Below are 16,132 nucleotides of genomic sequence, written 5' to 3'. Positions count from 1 at the left end.
TTAAAATTTATAGGCTACACTTACTCTGTAATTTCTTGGTGCTTCGGCTTGCCATGAGTAAGCCGGTTGGTTGTAAGTTGGGGCATTCCAATAGTTGGTATAATACGCTCCGCTGTATAAATACTTGTCCAAAATGTTAAATACATTGGCCGTGATTTTTATTTTTTTATTTCCCCAGAATAAGCCTCCATCCAGTTTGAAATAATCGGGGAGATTCTCGTTTGCATTTTCACCACTGTAGGTACCTACGGCCCTGTCGGCTAAATAGGTAAACCCTCCGGAAATTCCTGCACCTTTAAACGGACCATTTTGTAATGAGTAGGTTAACCATGCGTTAGTGGTATGTTTTGAAAAACCCGGTACTACCTGACCAACATAAACGCCTTCAACGCCATCTGCTACCTTTGTTACCTTTGCATCGGTATAGGCATAGTTTGCAATTAAGTTTAATCCTTTGGCCAGTTCGCCACGAATATCAAACTCAACGCCCTGGGCTCTTTTTTCACCAATTACGATGCTAAAAGTTTCTCCTGCCTTATTGTTAGGATCCCCTGTAATCTCGTTTTGTTTGGTAATCCTGTAAAGGGATAGGGTGGTATTCCAGCGGCCATCAAACCAGTCTTTTTTGATGCCAAATTCTTTATTGTTACCGGTAATGGGTTTTGCGGTACCACCATCCCGGAAAAAGCCGGTTTGTGGAGTAAAAGCTTCATCGTAAACCGCGTAAACAGAGGTGTTTTTATCCGCTGATACACTTAAACCAACCCTGGGGGTAACGTGTTTTGCTTTGTCTGCCGGGCTGCCGTAGGCCGACTGGTTAACATAAGTATAACGGCCAGCAAGGGTTAGGCGGACAATGTTGTTAAAAAAGCCTAATTCATCCTGCACATAACCGCTCAGGTATTTTTGATCCATTAAACCTCCTGCTGCAATAGCCCTTTGTTCTAATGGAGTAGAACGGTCAAAGTTTGGATAACCGTTTGACGGGAAGCCATAATTAGGGTTGTATAAATTAAATGGAGAACTGGCCAGGTCTAAATCATGAGATTGACCCCAATCGGCTATATAATTTTTCTTACCCCCATCAAAACCAGCTAAAATCCGGTGTACAATACCGCCGGTTTTAACCGTTCCATTCACAAATAACTGAGCTAATTTCATACTGCTTTCGGCATCCCATATACCAACATTTCGAATGATGGTGCCATTTGGATATATCGCAGATGGCCATGAGCTTGAACCATTTTGTAAATATTTGTAATAGGCTGCCTGAGCAGTTAATTTCCAGTTTTGACCTAGTTGTTGTGTTAGGTTCAATGTTAAACTATGATCGTTGATTCGCGTAGGTTGTACCCCGGGTTGTGTTAAGGTAAATTCTCTAGGTAAGCTGGCATACCCAGCGGTATTAAAAATGTAATAAGAACCCACTTCGGTCATTTTTGCATTTTGCAAAGTATACTCTGCTGTCAGCTTAGTGCCTGGCGTAATCTGATAGCTCAGTACAGGTGCAAAACTGTAACGGTCATTTTTTTCGTATGGTCTGAATGAAGCTTTGTTTTGTGCCGCAGCATTTAACCGGAATAAGAATTTACCATCTGCTGTTAGCTTATGGTCAAGATCGATTGTTGTCCGGTATAAATCAAAGCTACCGGCAGTAAACGAAACCTCTCCCTGGTTTAAGCCAGTAGGCTTTTTGGTTACCACATTATACATTCCGCTTGGATCACCATTGCCCAGCATAAATCCGGCAGGACCTTTAACAAACTCAATATGGTCGACAAAACTCATGTCTTCGGTTAATGGTCCCCAGTAAGAAGAAACGACATTAAAACCATTACGCATGGCCTGAATTTGCGATCCACGCATTAAAATATTGGTGTACATATCTCCCCAATGTTCAAGACGAACTGCACCACTTACATTTCTAATCAACCCATCACTCATGCTAATGATCTGCTGGTCTTTAAGGATTTGGTTACTTACGATTTGAATGTTTTGTGGCGCTTCTAGTAATGGTTCGTTTAACCTAAGTGTAGCAGAAGGTAAGCTTACTTTGTATTTTTGATTAATACCTGCTATCGTAATTTCCTCCAGCGCCTGATCATTTTCTTTCAACACGAAATCGATAATTTTATTCTCCCCTGCAGCAATTGTGACGTTTTTTTCTGAGGCTTCAATACCAACTGCAGAAGCTTTAATCGTATAAGTGCCGGCTTTAATACGGTTTATGGTATATAAACCATTAGCATCTGATGTAGTACCCTGACCCTTGCCCTTTAATCCAATGGAAATAAAGGGCGCTGGTTTTCCATTAGAAGTGGTTATCGTACCGCTAATGGTCGAAAACTGCTGGGCGAAGGAAATTATGCTGGCAAAGGATAATAGAAACGTTAAACTGGAAAGTTTGATTTTAAACATATCAATATTTATTTGGATTAATTCTAAACAGCGCAAAATAACGTTAGAAAATCTTATAATCCAAATTATTTTGAATTATTCTAAATAGAGTAATGTGGCAGGTGATTATAGGTAACTTTAATTTTGGAATTAATCCTGTACTAAAAGATTAGTTTAACGTTTTAGCTGCTGCTTTCTGCAGATTTTTCTTGAAATTTCTTATCAAAATTTATCTGCTAATTAATTAGTGTAATGTATTCCAAAAATGATTGAAAATATGACTTATTTGCTTAAAAAGTGCTATTTGGTGCAATAGAGGTATGTTTTAAATTGCAAAAGTCAGGTGTTGAAGAGTTAAATGTTAATTAATGTTAAATTTTTAAGTTAAAATATGGTTTTATTTAGCTAAAAAGTAGTTAAATGCCTAGTAAAAATGTTGATACTTTAGGTCATAGTCAAACTTAACTAATTAACTAACTAACCATCAATGGAAAAAAATTCTACAAAACATTGCTATGTGAAATTTTTAACGGCAACATTATTTTATCTACTCATCCCCTGGCTGGCCTTCGCCCAGAAAACCATTAAGGGAACGGTTGTAGATCAAACCAACAAACCCATACCAGGAGTTTCTATTATTGAAAAAGGTACCAAGAACGGTACTGCTACTAATGCTGATGGAAAGTTCAGCCTAACGGTGCAAAAAGATAATGCGATTATTACGGCCAGGATTGTAGGTTATCGTTCACTGGAAAAACCAGTATCAGCAAGCGGTACATTAAACTTTTCTTTGGAAGAGGATAATAATACACTTAGTGAAGTGGTTACTATCGGTTATCAGAAAATTACCAGAAAGAAAACTACGGCAGCAATTTCCAGTATTTCTGGTAAAGAACTGGCCAACTTACCTGCTGCAAGTTTTGATCAGTTGTTGCAAGGACGTTTATCAGGTGTAAACGTTCAAAACTTTACCGGTCAGCCAGGTGTGGCACCAACAGTATCGGTAAGGGGTAACTCAACAGGTAGCACAGGTTATGATCAGTTTAATGTAATCAGATCGCCACTTTATGTAGTAGATGGTGTTCCTCAATCATCTGATGATCTTGTGCCACCAGGAACAGGTACAGGAACCAACTACATGGCCGGCCTTAATCCGAATGATATCGAATCTATTGATGTGTTAAAAGATGCTTCGGCAGCAGCTATTTATGGTTCAAGGGCAGCGAATGGTGTAATTTTAATTACAACCAAAAAAGGTGTAGGTGGCGATACGAGAGTAAGCTTTAACTCTTATTATGGAATGGTGCAACGCCCTAACTTAAGGCAGGCTACCATGGGTACTACAGAGCGCAGACAAAAAATGGAGGTACTTCAAAGACAGCTAAGTTACGATCAGCGTGTACAATTGCCTTACATCCTTACAGACAGTTTAAATCCAGCCTTTAACGGCCATACCGATTGGCAGGATTTATTTTATCAGACGGGTAAAATCAATGATAATAACCTGAGTATAAGCGGCGGTACTGATAATGGAACAACTTATCGTTTCAGCGGAGGATATTATGATGAGGATGGTATTATAAAAGGAACAGGCTTCAAACGTTATAGTACGCGCTTAAATCTTACCTCGAGAGCAATGAATAAAAAATTAATGATCAACCCCATATTTTCTTATTCAAGTGCCAGCAGGGGTAGAGGCAATGAAGATCCAAATGATCCATCTAAGCCTACAAAAGTTGGTTCTGGGAATTTACCTTCCTCATTATTAAATATATCTCCAGAAAAATTGGATTATTTTGTAAGTAAAGATGGTGAAAACTTAAACAAAAATGTGTCGAACCAATTTGGAGCTAACCTGAACCTGGCCTATGAATTTAATAAACACTTTACCTTAAATTCACAATCTTCCTATACTAGTAACAATAATCGTAGGGATGTAAGTATGAGCAATTTGTTAAACAATGGTTTTGGTAACAGCTCTTCCAGTTTCTCCTCAACTGATATGGGCTTAAGAACATCGAATTATCTAGCTTATAACGGTTCTATTAAAAAACATTCTTTTAGTGCAGTAGCGGGTCAGGATATAGAGTATAGTTTGTTTCAATCTACCCAGGCATCGGGTTATGGTGGTGCATCGGATAATATTCAGACAGTTACTGGTTTTAAGCAACAGAATATTTATGCTTATTCAAACTACCTCGCACATGGATTGGTAGCTTATTATGGCCGTTTTAATTATGATTACGATGGCAAGTACCTTTTATCAGGAACGATGAGAACGGATGGTTCGTCTGGTTTTGGGGAAAATAATAAATATGGAGTATTCCCTTCCATTTCTGCAGGGTGGCTTCTTTCCGAGGAAAACTTCATGAAAAACCTATCCAACAACCCTTTTACGCTAATTAAAATTAGAGGAAGTTATGGGGTGACAGGTAACGAAGATAAAAGAAATGCTTACGTGCAATACAATAAATACCTAGTTAATAATGGTGGATTTGCGGGAAATGGTGCAGCTAACGGGGTGGCATTTGGTATTCAAGGTGCTACTTCTTATAATGGTGTTACGGCTATTACCCCTAATTTTATAAATGGTGTGGCCCAAAAGGATATTAGTTGGGAGAAATCGACACAATGGAATATTGGTACCGATATGGAAATTGATAACGGTAGATATGCCATTTCATTTGATGTGTATAACAAAGAAGTAAAGCAAAAACTTTTTAATGTTGATTTACCAGTTACATCAGGCTATGACAATGCCTTCACCAATGCATTTGCCGTTCGTAATGCCGGTATGGAGTTGACTTTAACTGCAAATCCTTTCCGCAAGGAATTTAAGTGGAATAGCTCTTTCAATATCTCTTATAATAAAAATCAGATCATGAGTTTGCCGAATGGTGGCCGTGATATTATTTTGAGTGGAGATCGTTTTGATAAAAACCATGTGCTTTCTGTAGGTAGTCCATTAAATGCTTTCTATTTATACCGTACAAAAGGTGTATTTTCTACTTCAGCAGATATTCCCCAGAATCCTTATACCGGAGAAAGATATCGAAACAGTAATGGAACATTTAGTGCAGGTGATTTTTATCTGGCAGATTTGGATGGAGATTATTTTATAGATGTTTTTAATGATGGTATCAATCCGGATAAGGCTCCAATTGGTGATCCTAACCCACGTTTTACCGGTGGTTGGACCAATAACTTTTCTTACAAAAATTTCTCTTTGGGAATTTTTGTAACATTCACTCTTAAACGTGACGTACTCAATCTATTTGATTCAGATCGTTTTACGAACTCAACTGATGCTAATGCAGTATATAATTTTGCCAGTGTCTCTTCACCGGATCTCAGTCGCCTGAACATCTGGAGAAACCCTGGAGATCAGGCTGAGTATGCAAAACTCGATTTGGGATCCTATCGATATTATTATACGGCTGCACAATCCTTTTTCCTCGAAAAGGGTGGTTATGCAAGGATCAGAAGTATCAATCTTGGTTATGATTTCAGCTCTAAAATCGTAAGAAAATTAGGCTTAAGTCAGTTGAAATTATACGCTATTGCTGATAACGTATATATGTTCCAGCAATCAAAAAAATTACCGGATGCAGAAGCTGTTAGCGGATATGGAGAGTATAATGGAACCGGATATCCTATTCCAAGAAAATATACATTAGGTGTACAAGTTCAATTTTAATATCGTCAATAAATGAAAAATATAATCACAAAAACCGGTGTACTTATCGCAATGGCTACAGCGGTTACCGTAAGTTCCTGTAAAAAACTATTATATGAGGAACCTAAGGATGCACCTTACGAACAAACATTCTGGCAATCATCAAGAGACGTAAGAAGTGCCATCGCTGGTAATTATGCCATGATGCGTAGTGCGATTACCAGTAAAAACAATCGTTATTACATGTACGGTGATGCTATCGCCAAAAATTATTTTACGATACAGTATGGCGGGGATGGTTTAGAAGGGATTCAGGGTGGAGATTTTACCTTTCAATACAATATTAATACGCTGGCAAATTATACTTTATATTATAAAAGTATTGCCATGTCTAATCTGATTTTGAAAAAAGTTAATGCCATGAGCGATGCGCAGTTGTCAACCGAAGATGATCCTGCTCAATTCCGGAATTCAGTGATTGGTCAGGCGTATTTCCTTCGTGCATTAAGTTACTTTATGGCGGTAAGGGTCTGGGGCGATGTACCACTAGTTACAGAGTCTTATGAAGACCCGATCAATGCGCCTCAATTGCCAAGAAGTCCGAAATCGGAGATCATGAAATTAGTTGAAAATGATTGCCACAAAGCCATTAATCTATTAAGCTGGAATTATGCCAATACCGGAGACGCAAAGGTCACTGCAAATAAGGGCTCAGCATATGCCCTTTTAGCTCATCTGTATCTTTGGAGAGCTACCATGTCAGATGTTTCCGTTGATGCACCTAATTTGACTGATGTAAACAATGCTGATACAACTATAAATACATTAATTAGTAAAGGAGGTTATGTTTTAACAGATACCGCTAATTATAAAAATACTTTTATCGGTCGTTCTTCTGAAGGAATATTTGAAATTAACATTAGTGAGAATACATTGGAAGGTTCTAATAGTTCCATAGGTTCGTATTTTTTAAATGAAAATTATATTAAAGGTTATGGAAACAACCCACGTTTTTATACCACGCCTCTGTATCTTAATAATCATTTCGAAACCACCACTGATATCCGTTATAAAAAGGGCTTTGACCTTGCTAACCCAGATAAACCAATGAGTGTAAAGTACAGTAATGTAACTTACAGAAATCCTGGGCAAAAATTAGACCCTTATCTAAGCAATAACATTATCATTTTCAGACTGGGTGATATGAAACTACTTAAGGCGGAGATTGCACTTTACAAAAAGGATGCAGCAACAGCTATCGGTATTATCAATGATTTCAGAAAAAGAAATGATCCAGATCCGGTATTAATTCCTGCTGGAAGCTCCGTAGATCAGGTAATGGATGAATATGCTTATGAGCGTGGTAAAGAAATGTACCTGGAAGGACATTTATTCTATGATTTGCTTAGGACCAGAAGATACGGTCTTATCGTAGATTGGCTTACAGAAAGCAGGTTTAGAAGAGAAGGTTTTTATTGGCCTGTAGACCCTGCATTGTTTAGAAACAATCCGTTATTGAAACAAACACCATATTGGTTGGGTAAAGTATAAGTTGTTTTTATTAAGAGATTAAAAAATATGAAAAATAATATATTAGTATATCTTTCATTAATATTACTGGCGCTAACGGCTTGTAAAAAAAATGATTATAAAAGGGATGGCGGCCCAAGTGATCCCAATGTAAATTTAAGTACTTACGATTACTTAAAGTCTAACCGCAACTTCGATTCCTTGGTGAAAGTGATAGACAGGGCAGGTTTAAAGGATGCTGTAAATGGCAATGTAACCTTTTTTGCAACTACAAATTATGGAATAGCGGAGTATGTAAAGGCCAAAAAATATCAGAAATCTCTCCAGCTTGGAACAGAAAACTTTGACTTCGGTATCAAAGATATTCCGGCACAGGAATTAAATGATTCATTAAAGACCTATTTATTTGCTGGCAAGATCAACAGAGACCAGATGACCGTTAGCGGTAAGCTTTATAATAGTTTACTCGGAGCTATTCCAAATGTTCAATACCTGATCAAATTGAGACGTTCTTATGAATATACACAGTATGTTAATTATGTAGATTATGTAACTTATACTAAAGTAATCGGAACCCGTGATGATCAGGAGGCGGATCAAAGTACTATTCCCGATTCACAAAAAGATAAGGCTGTGGATTGTCAAACATCAGGAATCGTCACAACCAATGGTATAGTTCATGTATTAAATGGATACCACAGGTTATTTTTTAATGCACAGTCTTTGGGCAATTAATTTAATCACAAATATGAAAATGAAATACATTTTAGGTTTATTACTCTTGTTAAGTGTAGTGGCCTGTAAAAAAATACAGAATGGTTTTCTAAGTGATTCCATTCGATATAAAGACAATAATATTTATGCAAAAAGAGGCTTAACTCTTTTTCAATCAGATCGAATCAATGCAGATGGTTCTACACCACCTTTTACCTATAAATTGCTCAATTTAAGAAAAGAAGATGGTTCTCCTGCGCCTGCAGAGTTTTCGAAGGAATATGAAATTACTGTTTTTAAGACAGGTGCCAATTTTGATCCAGAAACAGATGTAACCCTCGAGCTTTTGAATAAGAAAAGGGAAGTGGTTAAAAAGAAACCAATGGAGTTTAATGAATTGAGCGGACAGCTTACCTTTAACCAAGCATCTGGTTTCTTACCCTTAGGAAGATATGTGTATGATGTAGAAATGACTAATGGTACTGGTACCAAGCTATTTCCTAAATTAGCAACAATTAATGTGGTGGATCCCACTATAGATGACCTGTTTGAGATTACTGATAATGTAGCTAACGGCTTTAATGATGTTACAGGTGTGGCAACGCCAATGAAAAACCCAATTATTACCTGTACAAAAATTTCATCTTTAGGTGCAAGAGCTATACTGAAAATGGTGGATAAAAATGGAAATGTTTTTAATCCTAAAGCAAAGGAAATTATAGCAAGGGGAGATAGGCCAATTTTTGAAAACTATGCGAAATTCAACCCGGTTATTCAGACTGATACTGCTATGATCTGCGATTTTGAGGTAGCACCGTTTCCTTTAACAAAATATGTTACGCCAACTACCGATTGGGGTTTCTTAATGTATTATAGAATACCGAGTACCTATATAAAATCAATAGATGGCTTTCCATCATCGCCAGGTTTCTCAGTAAACCCAAGGTGGTCCTGGAGACTCAAATTGGAAGGTACTTATGTCATCCAGGTAAAATTTACTGATGTAACTAGAAAATAATTAATTTGGCCTGTGTCTTAACGGCCCGTTGTTGAATTACAAATCTAAAAGGGGCAATTTTCCTATTGAAAATTGCCCTTTTTTATGAAAGTCGAAAAATAAAATCCTTCTTACTTGATCGTGATAACCTGTAAACTCAATGGTCGTTCCGTATCATTTGCAGGTGTTACCAAACCACCACAAATAATATCATAATGATAACCTGCTGTAAAACTGGTACTCGCAGATGTAGCTTTAACTGTGCCTGATGAAGTTTCTTTCGCATCTAATGTATAAGTTCCGGCATCTACTGCGATGAAGGCGCTTGCACTTTTAAAGGCTTTATTGGTAACCAACGAGGTGGTTGCGCTGGTTTTTGTCAGGTCTAGTGCAGGGGCATCAGGCGATAAGTTAATAAAACGGATGTAGGCTTTATCAGTTGATGGGGTGGAAAGATCATCACCAATGGTATAAACATCTAATGCAGCAGGTTTATTAATCAAATAAGACGAGTAATAGGTGCTTGCATTCAAAGTAATGGTTTTGGTTAATAAACTCTCCGCACTGCTGGCCGTTGTAAATTTTAAACTGTAAGCACCAGCGGCGTATGAAAGATAATTAACAGCGCCTCCAAATGGCAAAGCTGCTGAGTTAACCATATTACCGTTAAAGTAAGCATTGTAGGTAGCCAAAGATGGTGATGCATTGATTACCCTTAAATAAGATATGGTAAGATCGGTAGTTTCAGCTTTTTTACATGAAGTTATTGCTGTAAAAGTAATTAAAACAAATAAAATGATTGATTTAAAATGAAATGGCGTAAAATTCTTCATACGGTTAAAATTTTATTTAATATTTAAGGAGTACCTATAAAACGATAGCCAGATCGCATTCGCTACAGGCATGTAAATATTGGATTTAAGCAGCATAGTAGGATGTTAAATGTTGTTAAGCAGATGTTAAATTTTATCTCCAGTTTTTAACAATGTTGAAATTGGCACTTGGATAGGTTTGAAAGATAAATTTAAGATAAAAGTTCTGGATGCCTTGAAGTACAATTACGGGCCGTTTAAGTCAGATTAGTTCAATAAAACCAAAAGCTTAACATAAAAAAATCACGATATTATTGTGTAACTCGATTTTTATTTAAACCTTTGCACCTCAATAGAATTAAAGCCGTTTTAATACGCAAGAAATGATTAAGCAAATTTTACATAAACTTTCAGTTTCCTCAACACAAATGGTGTCTGGGAAGGGTTTGTTTATTAATCATTTTCAACCTGTATTTTATTGTCCCACAAGCCGGCAAAATTTCACTCCACGTATTTAGTACCTACACTAAACGTAACGAGGAATTGATCCTCTCTAAAAACCCAATTAACAAGAATACTTATAATTTTTCGTTAGAAAACGAATGGATATTAACGAATTTATAGTGCAGGTTGCACTTCCTGAACATCGTGTATTTGCAGAAGAAATAGTAACCGAGATGGCTGAATCGGCAAAAGCTCGTGGAACAGGCATTGCCAGGCGTTCGCCAGAATACATTTCCAATAAAATGCACGAGGGTAAATCGGTTATTGCTTTCCACAAAGATGGTTCCTGGGCAGGGTTTTGCTATATCGAAACCTGGAGCCATGGCCAGTTTGTCGCCAATAGTGGTTTGGTAGTAAGTCCTAAATACCGTAAAGCCGGATTAGCAAAAGCCATTAAAAATGAAATTTTCGGTTTATCGAGAAAGTTGTATCCCAAGGCAAAAATCTTTGGTTTAACAACTGGTTTAGCGGTAATGAAAATAAACTCAGACCTGGGTTACGAACCAGTAACTTACAGCGAGCTTACCCAGGATGAAGAATTTTGGAAAGGCTGCCAGAGTTGCGTAAACTTTGAGATTTTAAAAATGAAGGAGCGCAAAAACTGCATGTGCACTGCCATGCTTTACGATCCGGCTGAAAAAAAACACGAAGTAGCCAAGCAATTTGCCGAAGAACTGCAGAAAAAACCCAAATTATACGAGCGTTTTATGCGCATTAAACAACGTTTAGTTGTTAAACCTAAGCCCAAAACAGGCTTAAAAGCCCTTTTATTTTTATTTACGTTTTTATTTAATAAATAGCATGAAAAAAGTTGTTTTAGCATTTAGCGGAGGATTAGATACCTCATTTTGTTGTATTTACCTGGCACAGGATCGCGGATTGGAAGTTCACTCGGTAATAGTAAATACTGGTGGTTTCTCTGACGAAGAGTTACAGGAGATTGAGAAAAGAGCTTATGCTTTGGGCGTAAAATCGCATGCTGTGGTAGATGAAACAGAGGGTTACTATGATGATTGTATCAAATACCTGATTTTTGGCAACGTATTAAAAAATGCTACTTACCCATTATCGGTTAGTGCAGAACGTGTAAGTCAGGCGACTGCTATTGCCAACTATGTAAAAAAAATCGGAGCTGATTATGTAGCGCATGGTAGCACCGGAGCAGGTAACGATCAGGTACGTTTTGATATGATTTTCAATATCCTGATTCCAGGAGTAGAAATCATTACCCCGATCAGGGATTTAAAGTTATCACGAGAAGCAGAAATAGAATATTTGGCGCAACATGGAGTTGAATATAGTGTTGAAAAAGCCAGGTATTCAATCAATAAAGGTTTATGGGGAACTTCGGTAGGAGGAAAAGAAACTTTAACTTCTCACGAAACCTTGCCTGAAAGCGCCTGGCCAACCCAGGTTACCGAAACCGAATCGCGAAAAGTAGAATTAACTTTCGAAAAAGGAGAATTGGTTGCTATTGATGGCGAAAAATTGGCGCCTGTGAGGGCAATTCAAAAATTACAGGCCATTGCTCAACCTTTTGGTATTGGTCGCGATATCCACGTGGGTGATACCATCATTGGTATTAAAGGTCGCGTAGGTTTTGAGGCTGCTGGCCCCATCATCATTATCAAAGCACACCATACTTTGGAAAAACATACGTTAACCAAATGGCAGTTAAGCTGGAAAGAGCAACTATCATCTTTCTATGGTAACTGGTTACACGAAGGTCAGTTCCACGATCCGATTATGCGGAATATTGAGGCTTTTTTAGCTGACACCCAGAAATTTGTGAGCGGTAAAGTGTTTGTTGAATTGTTGCCGTACCGTTTCCAGATTATCGGAATTGAATCAAACCATGATTTAATGAGTAATAAATTTGGTAGCTACGGCGAAATGAACAACGCCTGGAGCGGAGAAGATGTTAAAGGTTTCTCTAAAATATTCGGTAACCAGGTAATGATCTGGCATAAGGTGAATAGTGAAGAAGCCTAGTTTATGAAAGCTGTAAAATGGAAGAGGTGAAATGTAAGTTTATATCCTCTCTTGATACTTGACCCCAAATACTTGATACTTAAAATGAGCGAAATCCTTTCAAAAGAGAATGGTTTAAATCACTATAAATGGGGCAATAATTGTGATGGATGGAATTTTGTAAGCAAACCTGAGGCAGTAATTAAACAAGAATTAATGCCGCCTCAAACTGCTGAGAAATTACATTTTCATACTTATGCAGAACAGTTTTTCTTCATATTGAAAGGGCAGGCAACATTTTTAATTGAAGCTGAATCATTTGCAGTTGATGCCAACAAAGGTTTACAGATTAAAGCTGGCGATAAACATAAAATTATGAACAATGGTGTTGATGATTTAGAATTTATTCTTTTCTCCTATCCATCAACCCAAAACGACAGAACTGATTGTGAATAATATAAAGATAAAGCAAATAGGATTAACAGAATCCCACCTCGTAGTTGGCCTGTTTAACCAATATCGCATATTTTATAACCAGTTTTCGGATATTGGCATGGCCAAAGCTTTTATTGATGAGCGTTTGCAACATAACGAATCGATCATTTTTTTAGCGATAGACGAGGATACTGAAAAACCGGTGGGTTTCACGCAGTTATACCCGAAATTCTCGTCGGCAAAATTAAGTAAAAACTGGATTCTGAACGATCTGTATGTTGATGAGGTTTACCGTAAGCAGGGAATCGGTGAAAAATTGATTAAAACCGCCATGGAGTTTTCCAAAACCACTGGTGCTACATTTATACAACTGGAAACTGCTGTAGATAATTACACTGCACAGCAGTTATACGAAAACATAGGCTTTGAAAAACAAGGTAATGACGAAGAATTTTTTCTTTATAAAATGGCATTAAACTCATAGAGATGAATAAAATTAAAGCAGGAATAATCGGTGGTGCAGGTTACACAGGAGGCGAAATGCTGCGCATTTTGGTTAATCATCCAAATGTTGAAATTGCTTTCGTAAATAGTACCAGTAACGCCGGAAACCTGATTTCTGATGTACATACTGATCTGATCGGAGACACGGATTTAAAATTTGTAAGTGATATTCCACAGGATATTGATGTACTTTTTCTTTGTGTTGGTCATGGCGATGCGAAAAAGTTTTTAGCCGCTAACCCCATCAATGAAAACATTAAAATAATCGATTTATCGCAGGATTTCAGGTTACATGAAAAATCGACATTCGAAAACCGCGAATTTATTTACGGATTGCCAGAACTTAACCGCGATAAAATTAAAGCAGCTAAAAATATTGCCAATCCGGGTTGTTTTGCAACCTGTATACAGTTAGGTTTATTGCCCTTGGCTGCTAAAGGTTTGATCAAAAAAGAAGTTCACATCAATGCAACTACCGGTTCAACCGGTGCCGGGCAGAGTTTAGCTGCCACTTCGCATTTTAGCTGGAGAAACAATAACCTTTCTATTTATAAGGCATTTGAGCATCAGCATCTGAACGAGATCAGCGAAAGTTTGTTGCAGTTGCAGCCATCACTTTCGGAGGTTTTAAACTTTATTCCACAGCGTGGAGCATTTACCAGGGGCATTTTGGCTGCCATTTACCTCGAAAGCGATCTTAGTTTGGAAGAGGCACAGAACCTTTACGAAGAATATTATAGTACACATCCTTTTACGCATGTAAGCCGGAAAAATATCGATTTAAAACAGGTCGTAAATACCAATAAAGCGCTGGTGCATGTAGAAAAACATGGCGGTAAATTATTTATCATCAGCATTATCGATAACCTGTTAAAAGGTGCCAGCGGACAAGCGGTTCAGAATATGAATTTAATGTTTGGATTGGATGAAGCAGCAGGACTTAAGTTAAAGGCAGCCAATTTCTAGACAGAGGGCGGGAAGGCAGAAGGCAGAAAGGTCTGGATTCAGATCTAAAATTTAAATGTATGAGAGATTATCAAAAACTTGATGTTTGGAAAAAGGCTCACTTATTTACTTTACAGGTTTATAAGGAAATCCTACCTATAATGCCTATTGAAGAAAAATTTGCTTTAACCCAACAAATTCGGCGGGCCACCTATTCTATTCCTTTAAATATTGTAGAAGGAAGCGGTAAAAACACAGATAAGGATTTTGTTCATTATCTTGATAATGCACTTGGCTCTACAAAAGAAATAGAATATGCTTTTATTCTCATCCGTGATTTAGCTTACATCAGTTTAGCCGTTTACGAGGCTGTGAATAAAAGTGTTAATGAAATTAAGGCGATGTTAATCGCATTTATTAAATTTTTGAGAGGCGGTGGAAAAGCTTAGGCATACAAACCTTCTGCCTTCCAGCCCTCAACCTTCAAACCTTATTAAGATATGCAACTATTCGACGTTTATCCACTTAACGATATAGAAATAACCAAAGCAGCAGGCAGCAATGTTTGGGACGCTAACGAACAACAATATTTAGATTTATATGGCGGTCATGCCGTGATTTCGATAGGCCACACGCATCCAGATTACGTAAGCCGTTTAACTGACCAGTTGAACAAAGTTGGCTTTTATTCGAATTCCGTTAAAATTCCTTTACAGGTTCAGCTTGCTGAAAAGTTGGGCGAAGTTTCTGGTAAAAAAGATTTTCAGCTCTTTTTATGCAATTCTGGAGCCGAAGCAAATGAAAATGCTTTAAAACTGGCTTCATTTTACAACGGAAGAAAAAAGGTAATTGCTTTTACAGGCGCTTTCCACGGACGTACCTCTTTAGCAGTTGCCGTAACCGATAATCCTAAAATTGTAGCACCTGTTAATCAAACTGAAAATGTAATCTTTTTGCCTTTTAATAATGAAATTGCTTTAGAAGAAACTTTCAAAGCACAAGGCAATGATATTTCAGCGGTAATTATCGAAGGTATCCAAGGTGTTGGAGGGATTAAAGAAGCTTCAAAAAGTTTTCTGCAAAAAATCCGTTTACTTTGTGATGAATATAATGCCGTTTACATTGCCGATAGCGTACAATGTGGTTATGGACGTACCGGCTCGTTTTACTCGCACGATTATTCGGGTGTTGAAGCAGATGTGTATACGATGGCAAAAGGAATGGGAAATGGATTTCCGGTAGCCGGGATTTCTATTGCGCCTAAATTTAAACCTTGGCATGGAGAGTTGGGTACAACTTTCGGTGGTAACCATTTAGCTTGCGCTGCGGCTCTAGCGGTTTTGGAAGTGATGGAAAAAGATAACCTGATCAAAAATGCTGAAGAAGTTGGGAACTATCTCATTACTGAATTAAAGAAATTTGAGCAGGTAGTAGAAATTCGTGGCCGTGGGCTAATGATCGGTATCGAACTGCCAGCCGAACTGGCACATGTTAAAAAAGAATTATTGTTTACACACCATATTTTTACCGGCGAGGCAAAACCTAATGTAATCCGTTTATTGCCGGCTTTAAATTTGACTAAGGCACATGCTGATGAATTTTTAGCTGCTTTTAGAAAATTAGTAAAATAGATATTGTCATGCTGAG

General features: G+C 37.6%; 13 protein-coding genes. 11 read left to right on the top strand and 2 right to left on the bottom strand.

The window, feature by feature from the left end; translation table 11 throughout:
• Positions 1–2,418 carry a TonB-dependent receptor gene (locus tag FFJ24_RS19045; protein WP_138818765.1) on the bottom strand — a complete coding sequence of 806 codons (2,418 nt, stop codon included), beginning with the start codon at positions 2,416–2,418 and terminating at the stop codon, positions 1–3.
• Between the two features lie 466 nt (positions 2,419–2,884).
• On the opposite strand from FFJ24_RS19045, the gene FFJ24_RS19040 reads away from it, so the two are divergent.
• From FFJ24_RS19040 to FFJ24_RS19025, 4 genes are read left to right on the top strand one after another with little or no spacing between them, the layout of a single operon-like run.
• Positions 2,885–6,094, top strand: coding sequence for a SusC/RagA family TonB-linked outer membrane protein (locus tag FFJ24_RS19040; protein WP_138818764.1), 3,210 nt, complete (start codon positions 2,885–2,887; stop codon positions 6,092–6,094).
• Positions 6,095–6,106: 12 nt separating this feature from the next.
• Positions 6,107–7,624: a RagB/SusD family nutrient uptake outer membrane protein gene (locus FFJ24_RS19035; protein WP_138818763.1), complete on the top strand. Its 1,518-nt coding sequence runs from the start codon at positions 6,107–6,109 to the stop codon at positions 7,622–7,624.
• 27 nt (positions 7,625–7,651) lie between these two features.
• Positions 7,652–8,338: a hypothetical protein gene (locus tag FFJ24_RS19030; protein WP_138818762.1), complete on the top strand. Its 687-nt coding sequence runs from the start codon at positions 7,652–7,654 to the stop codon at positions 8,336–8,338.
• A gap of 19 nt (positions 8,339–8,357) precedes the next feature.
• Entirely contained in the window at positions 8,358–9,335 is a 978-nt protein-coding gene (locus FFJ24_RS19025) for a DUF5007 domain-containing protein (RefSeq protein ID WP_168202507.1), read from the top strand.
• A gap of 110 nt (positions 9,336–9,445) precedes the next feature.
• On the opposite strand, the gene FFJ24_RS19020 is transcribed toward FFJ24_RS19025, so the two are convergent.
• Positions 9,446–10,147, bottom strand: coding sequence for a DUF4397 domain-containing protein (locus FFJ24_RS19020; protein WP_138818760.1), 702 nt, complete (start codon positions 10,145–10,147; stop codon positions 9,446–9,448).
• 581 nt (positions 10,148–10,728) lie between these two features.
• On the opposite strand from FFJ24_RS19020, the gene FFJ24_RS19015 reads away from it, so the two are divergent.
• The 7 genes from FFJ24_RS19015 (at position 10,729) to FFJ24_RS18985 (ending at position 16,116) form a co-directional block, all read left to right on the top strand.
• Positions 10,729–11,430: a GNAT family N-acetyltransferase gene (locus tag FFJ24_RS19015; RefSeq protein WP_138818759.1), complete on the top strand. Its 702-nt coding sequence runs from the start codon at positions 10,729–10,731 to the stop codon at positions 11,428–11,430.
• Between the two features lies 1 nt (position 11,431).
• Entirely contained in the window at positions 11,432–12,622 is a 1,191-nt protein-coding gene (gene argG, locus FFJ24_RS19010) for an argininosuccinate synthase (protein WP_138818758.1), read from the top strand.
• Between the two features lie 84 nt (positions 12,623–12,706).
• Complete coding sequence (locus tag FFJ24_RS19005; protein WP_138818757.1) at positions 12,707–13,057, top strand: cupin domain-containing protein; 351 nt, start codon at positions 12,707–12,709, stop codon at positions 13,055–13,057.
• Positions 13,050–13,520, top strand: coding sequence for an N-acetyltransferase (locus FFJ24_RS19000; protein ID WP_138818756.1), 471 nt, complete (start codon positions 13,050–13,052; stop codon positions 13,518–13,520). The genes FFJ24_RS19005 and FFJ24_RS19000 overlap by 8 nt, the downstream gene beginning before the upstream one ends.
• Before the next feature lie 2 nt (positions 13,521–13,522).
• The gene (gene argC / locus FFJ24_RS18995) at positions 13,523–14,506 is read left to right on the top strand and encodes an N-acetyl-gamma-glutamyl-phosphate reductase (protein ID WP_138818755.1); all 984 of its coding nucleotides are present in this window, start codon (positions 13,523–13,525) and stop codon (positions 14,504–14,506) included.
• A gap of 59 nt (positions 14,507–14,565) precedes the next feature.
• Positions 14,566–14,934, top strand: a complete 369-nt coding sequence (locus FFJ24_RS18990; protein ID WP_138818754.1) for a four helix bundle protein — start codon at positions 14,566–14,568, stop codon at positions 14,932–14,934.
• 51 nt (positions 14,935–14,985) lie between these two features.
• Positions 14,986–16,116: an aspartate aminotransferase family protein gene (locus FFJ24_RS18985; RefSeq protein WP_138818753.1), complete on the top strand. Its 1,131-nt coding sequence runs from the start codon at positions 14,986–14,988 to the stop codon at positions 16,114–16,116.
• The last annotated feature ends 16 nt before the right edge of the window (positions 16,117–16,132 follow it).

Source organism: Pedobacter sp. KBS0701 (assembly GCF_005938645.2).
Classification (GTDB): domain Bacteria; phylum Bacteroidota; class Bacteroidia; order Sphingobacteriales; family Sphingobacteriaceae; genus Pedobacter.
The sequence above is the reverse complement of the archived record's forward strand: the minus strand, read 5'-3'. Positions and strand labels throughout refer to the sequence as shown.

Bases quoted from the DNA above. Each gene is read 5' to 3' on its own strand.
- FFJ24_RS19045 (WP_138818765.1), bottom strand. From the start codon at position 2,418: ATGTTTAAAATCAAACTTTCCAGTTTAACGTTTCTATTATCCTTTGCC.
- FFJ24_RS19040 (WP_138818764.1), top strand. From the start codon at position 2,885: ATGGAAAAAAATTCTACAAAACATTGCTATGTGAAATTTTTAACGGCA.
- FFJ24_RS19035 (WP_138818763.1), top strand. From the start codon at position 6,107: ATGAAAAATATAATCACAAAAACCGGTGTACTTATCGCAATGGCTACA.
- FFJ24_RS19030 (WP_138818762.1), top strand. From the start codon at position 7,652: ATGAAAAATAATATATTAGTATATCTTTCATTAATATTACTGGCGCTA.
- FFJ24_RS19025 (WP_168202507.1), top strand. From the start codon at position 8,358: ATGAAATACATTTTAGGTTTATTACTCTTGTTAAGTGTAGTGGCCTGT.
- FFJ24_RS19020 (WP_138818760.1), bottom strand. From the start codon at position 10,147: ATGAAGAATTTTACGCCATTTCATTTTAAATCAATCATTTTATTTGTT.
- FFJ24_RS19015 (WP_138818759.1), top strand. From the start codon at position 10,729: ATGGATATTAACGAATTTATAGTGCAGGTTGCACTTCCTGAACATCGT.
- argG (WP_138818758.1), top strand. From the start codon at position 11,432: ATGAAAAAAGTTGTTTTAGCATTTAGCGGAGGATTAGATACCTCATTT.
- FFJ24_RS19005 (WP_138818757.1), top strand. From the start codon at position 12,707: ATGAGCGAAATCCTTTCAAAAGAGAATGGTTTAAATCACTATAAATGG.
- argC (WP_138818755.1), top strand. From the start codon at position 13,523: ATGAATAAAATTAAAGCAGGAATAATCGGTGGTGCAGGTTACACAGGA.
- FFJ24_RS18990 (WP_138818754.1), top strand. From the start codon at position 14,566: ATGAGAGATTATCAAAAACTTGATGTTTGGAAAAAGGCTCACTTATTT.
- FFJ24_RS18985 (WP_138818753.1), top strand. From the start codon at position 14,986: ATGCAACTATTCGACGTTTATCCACTTAACGATATAGAAATAACCAAA.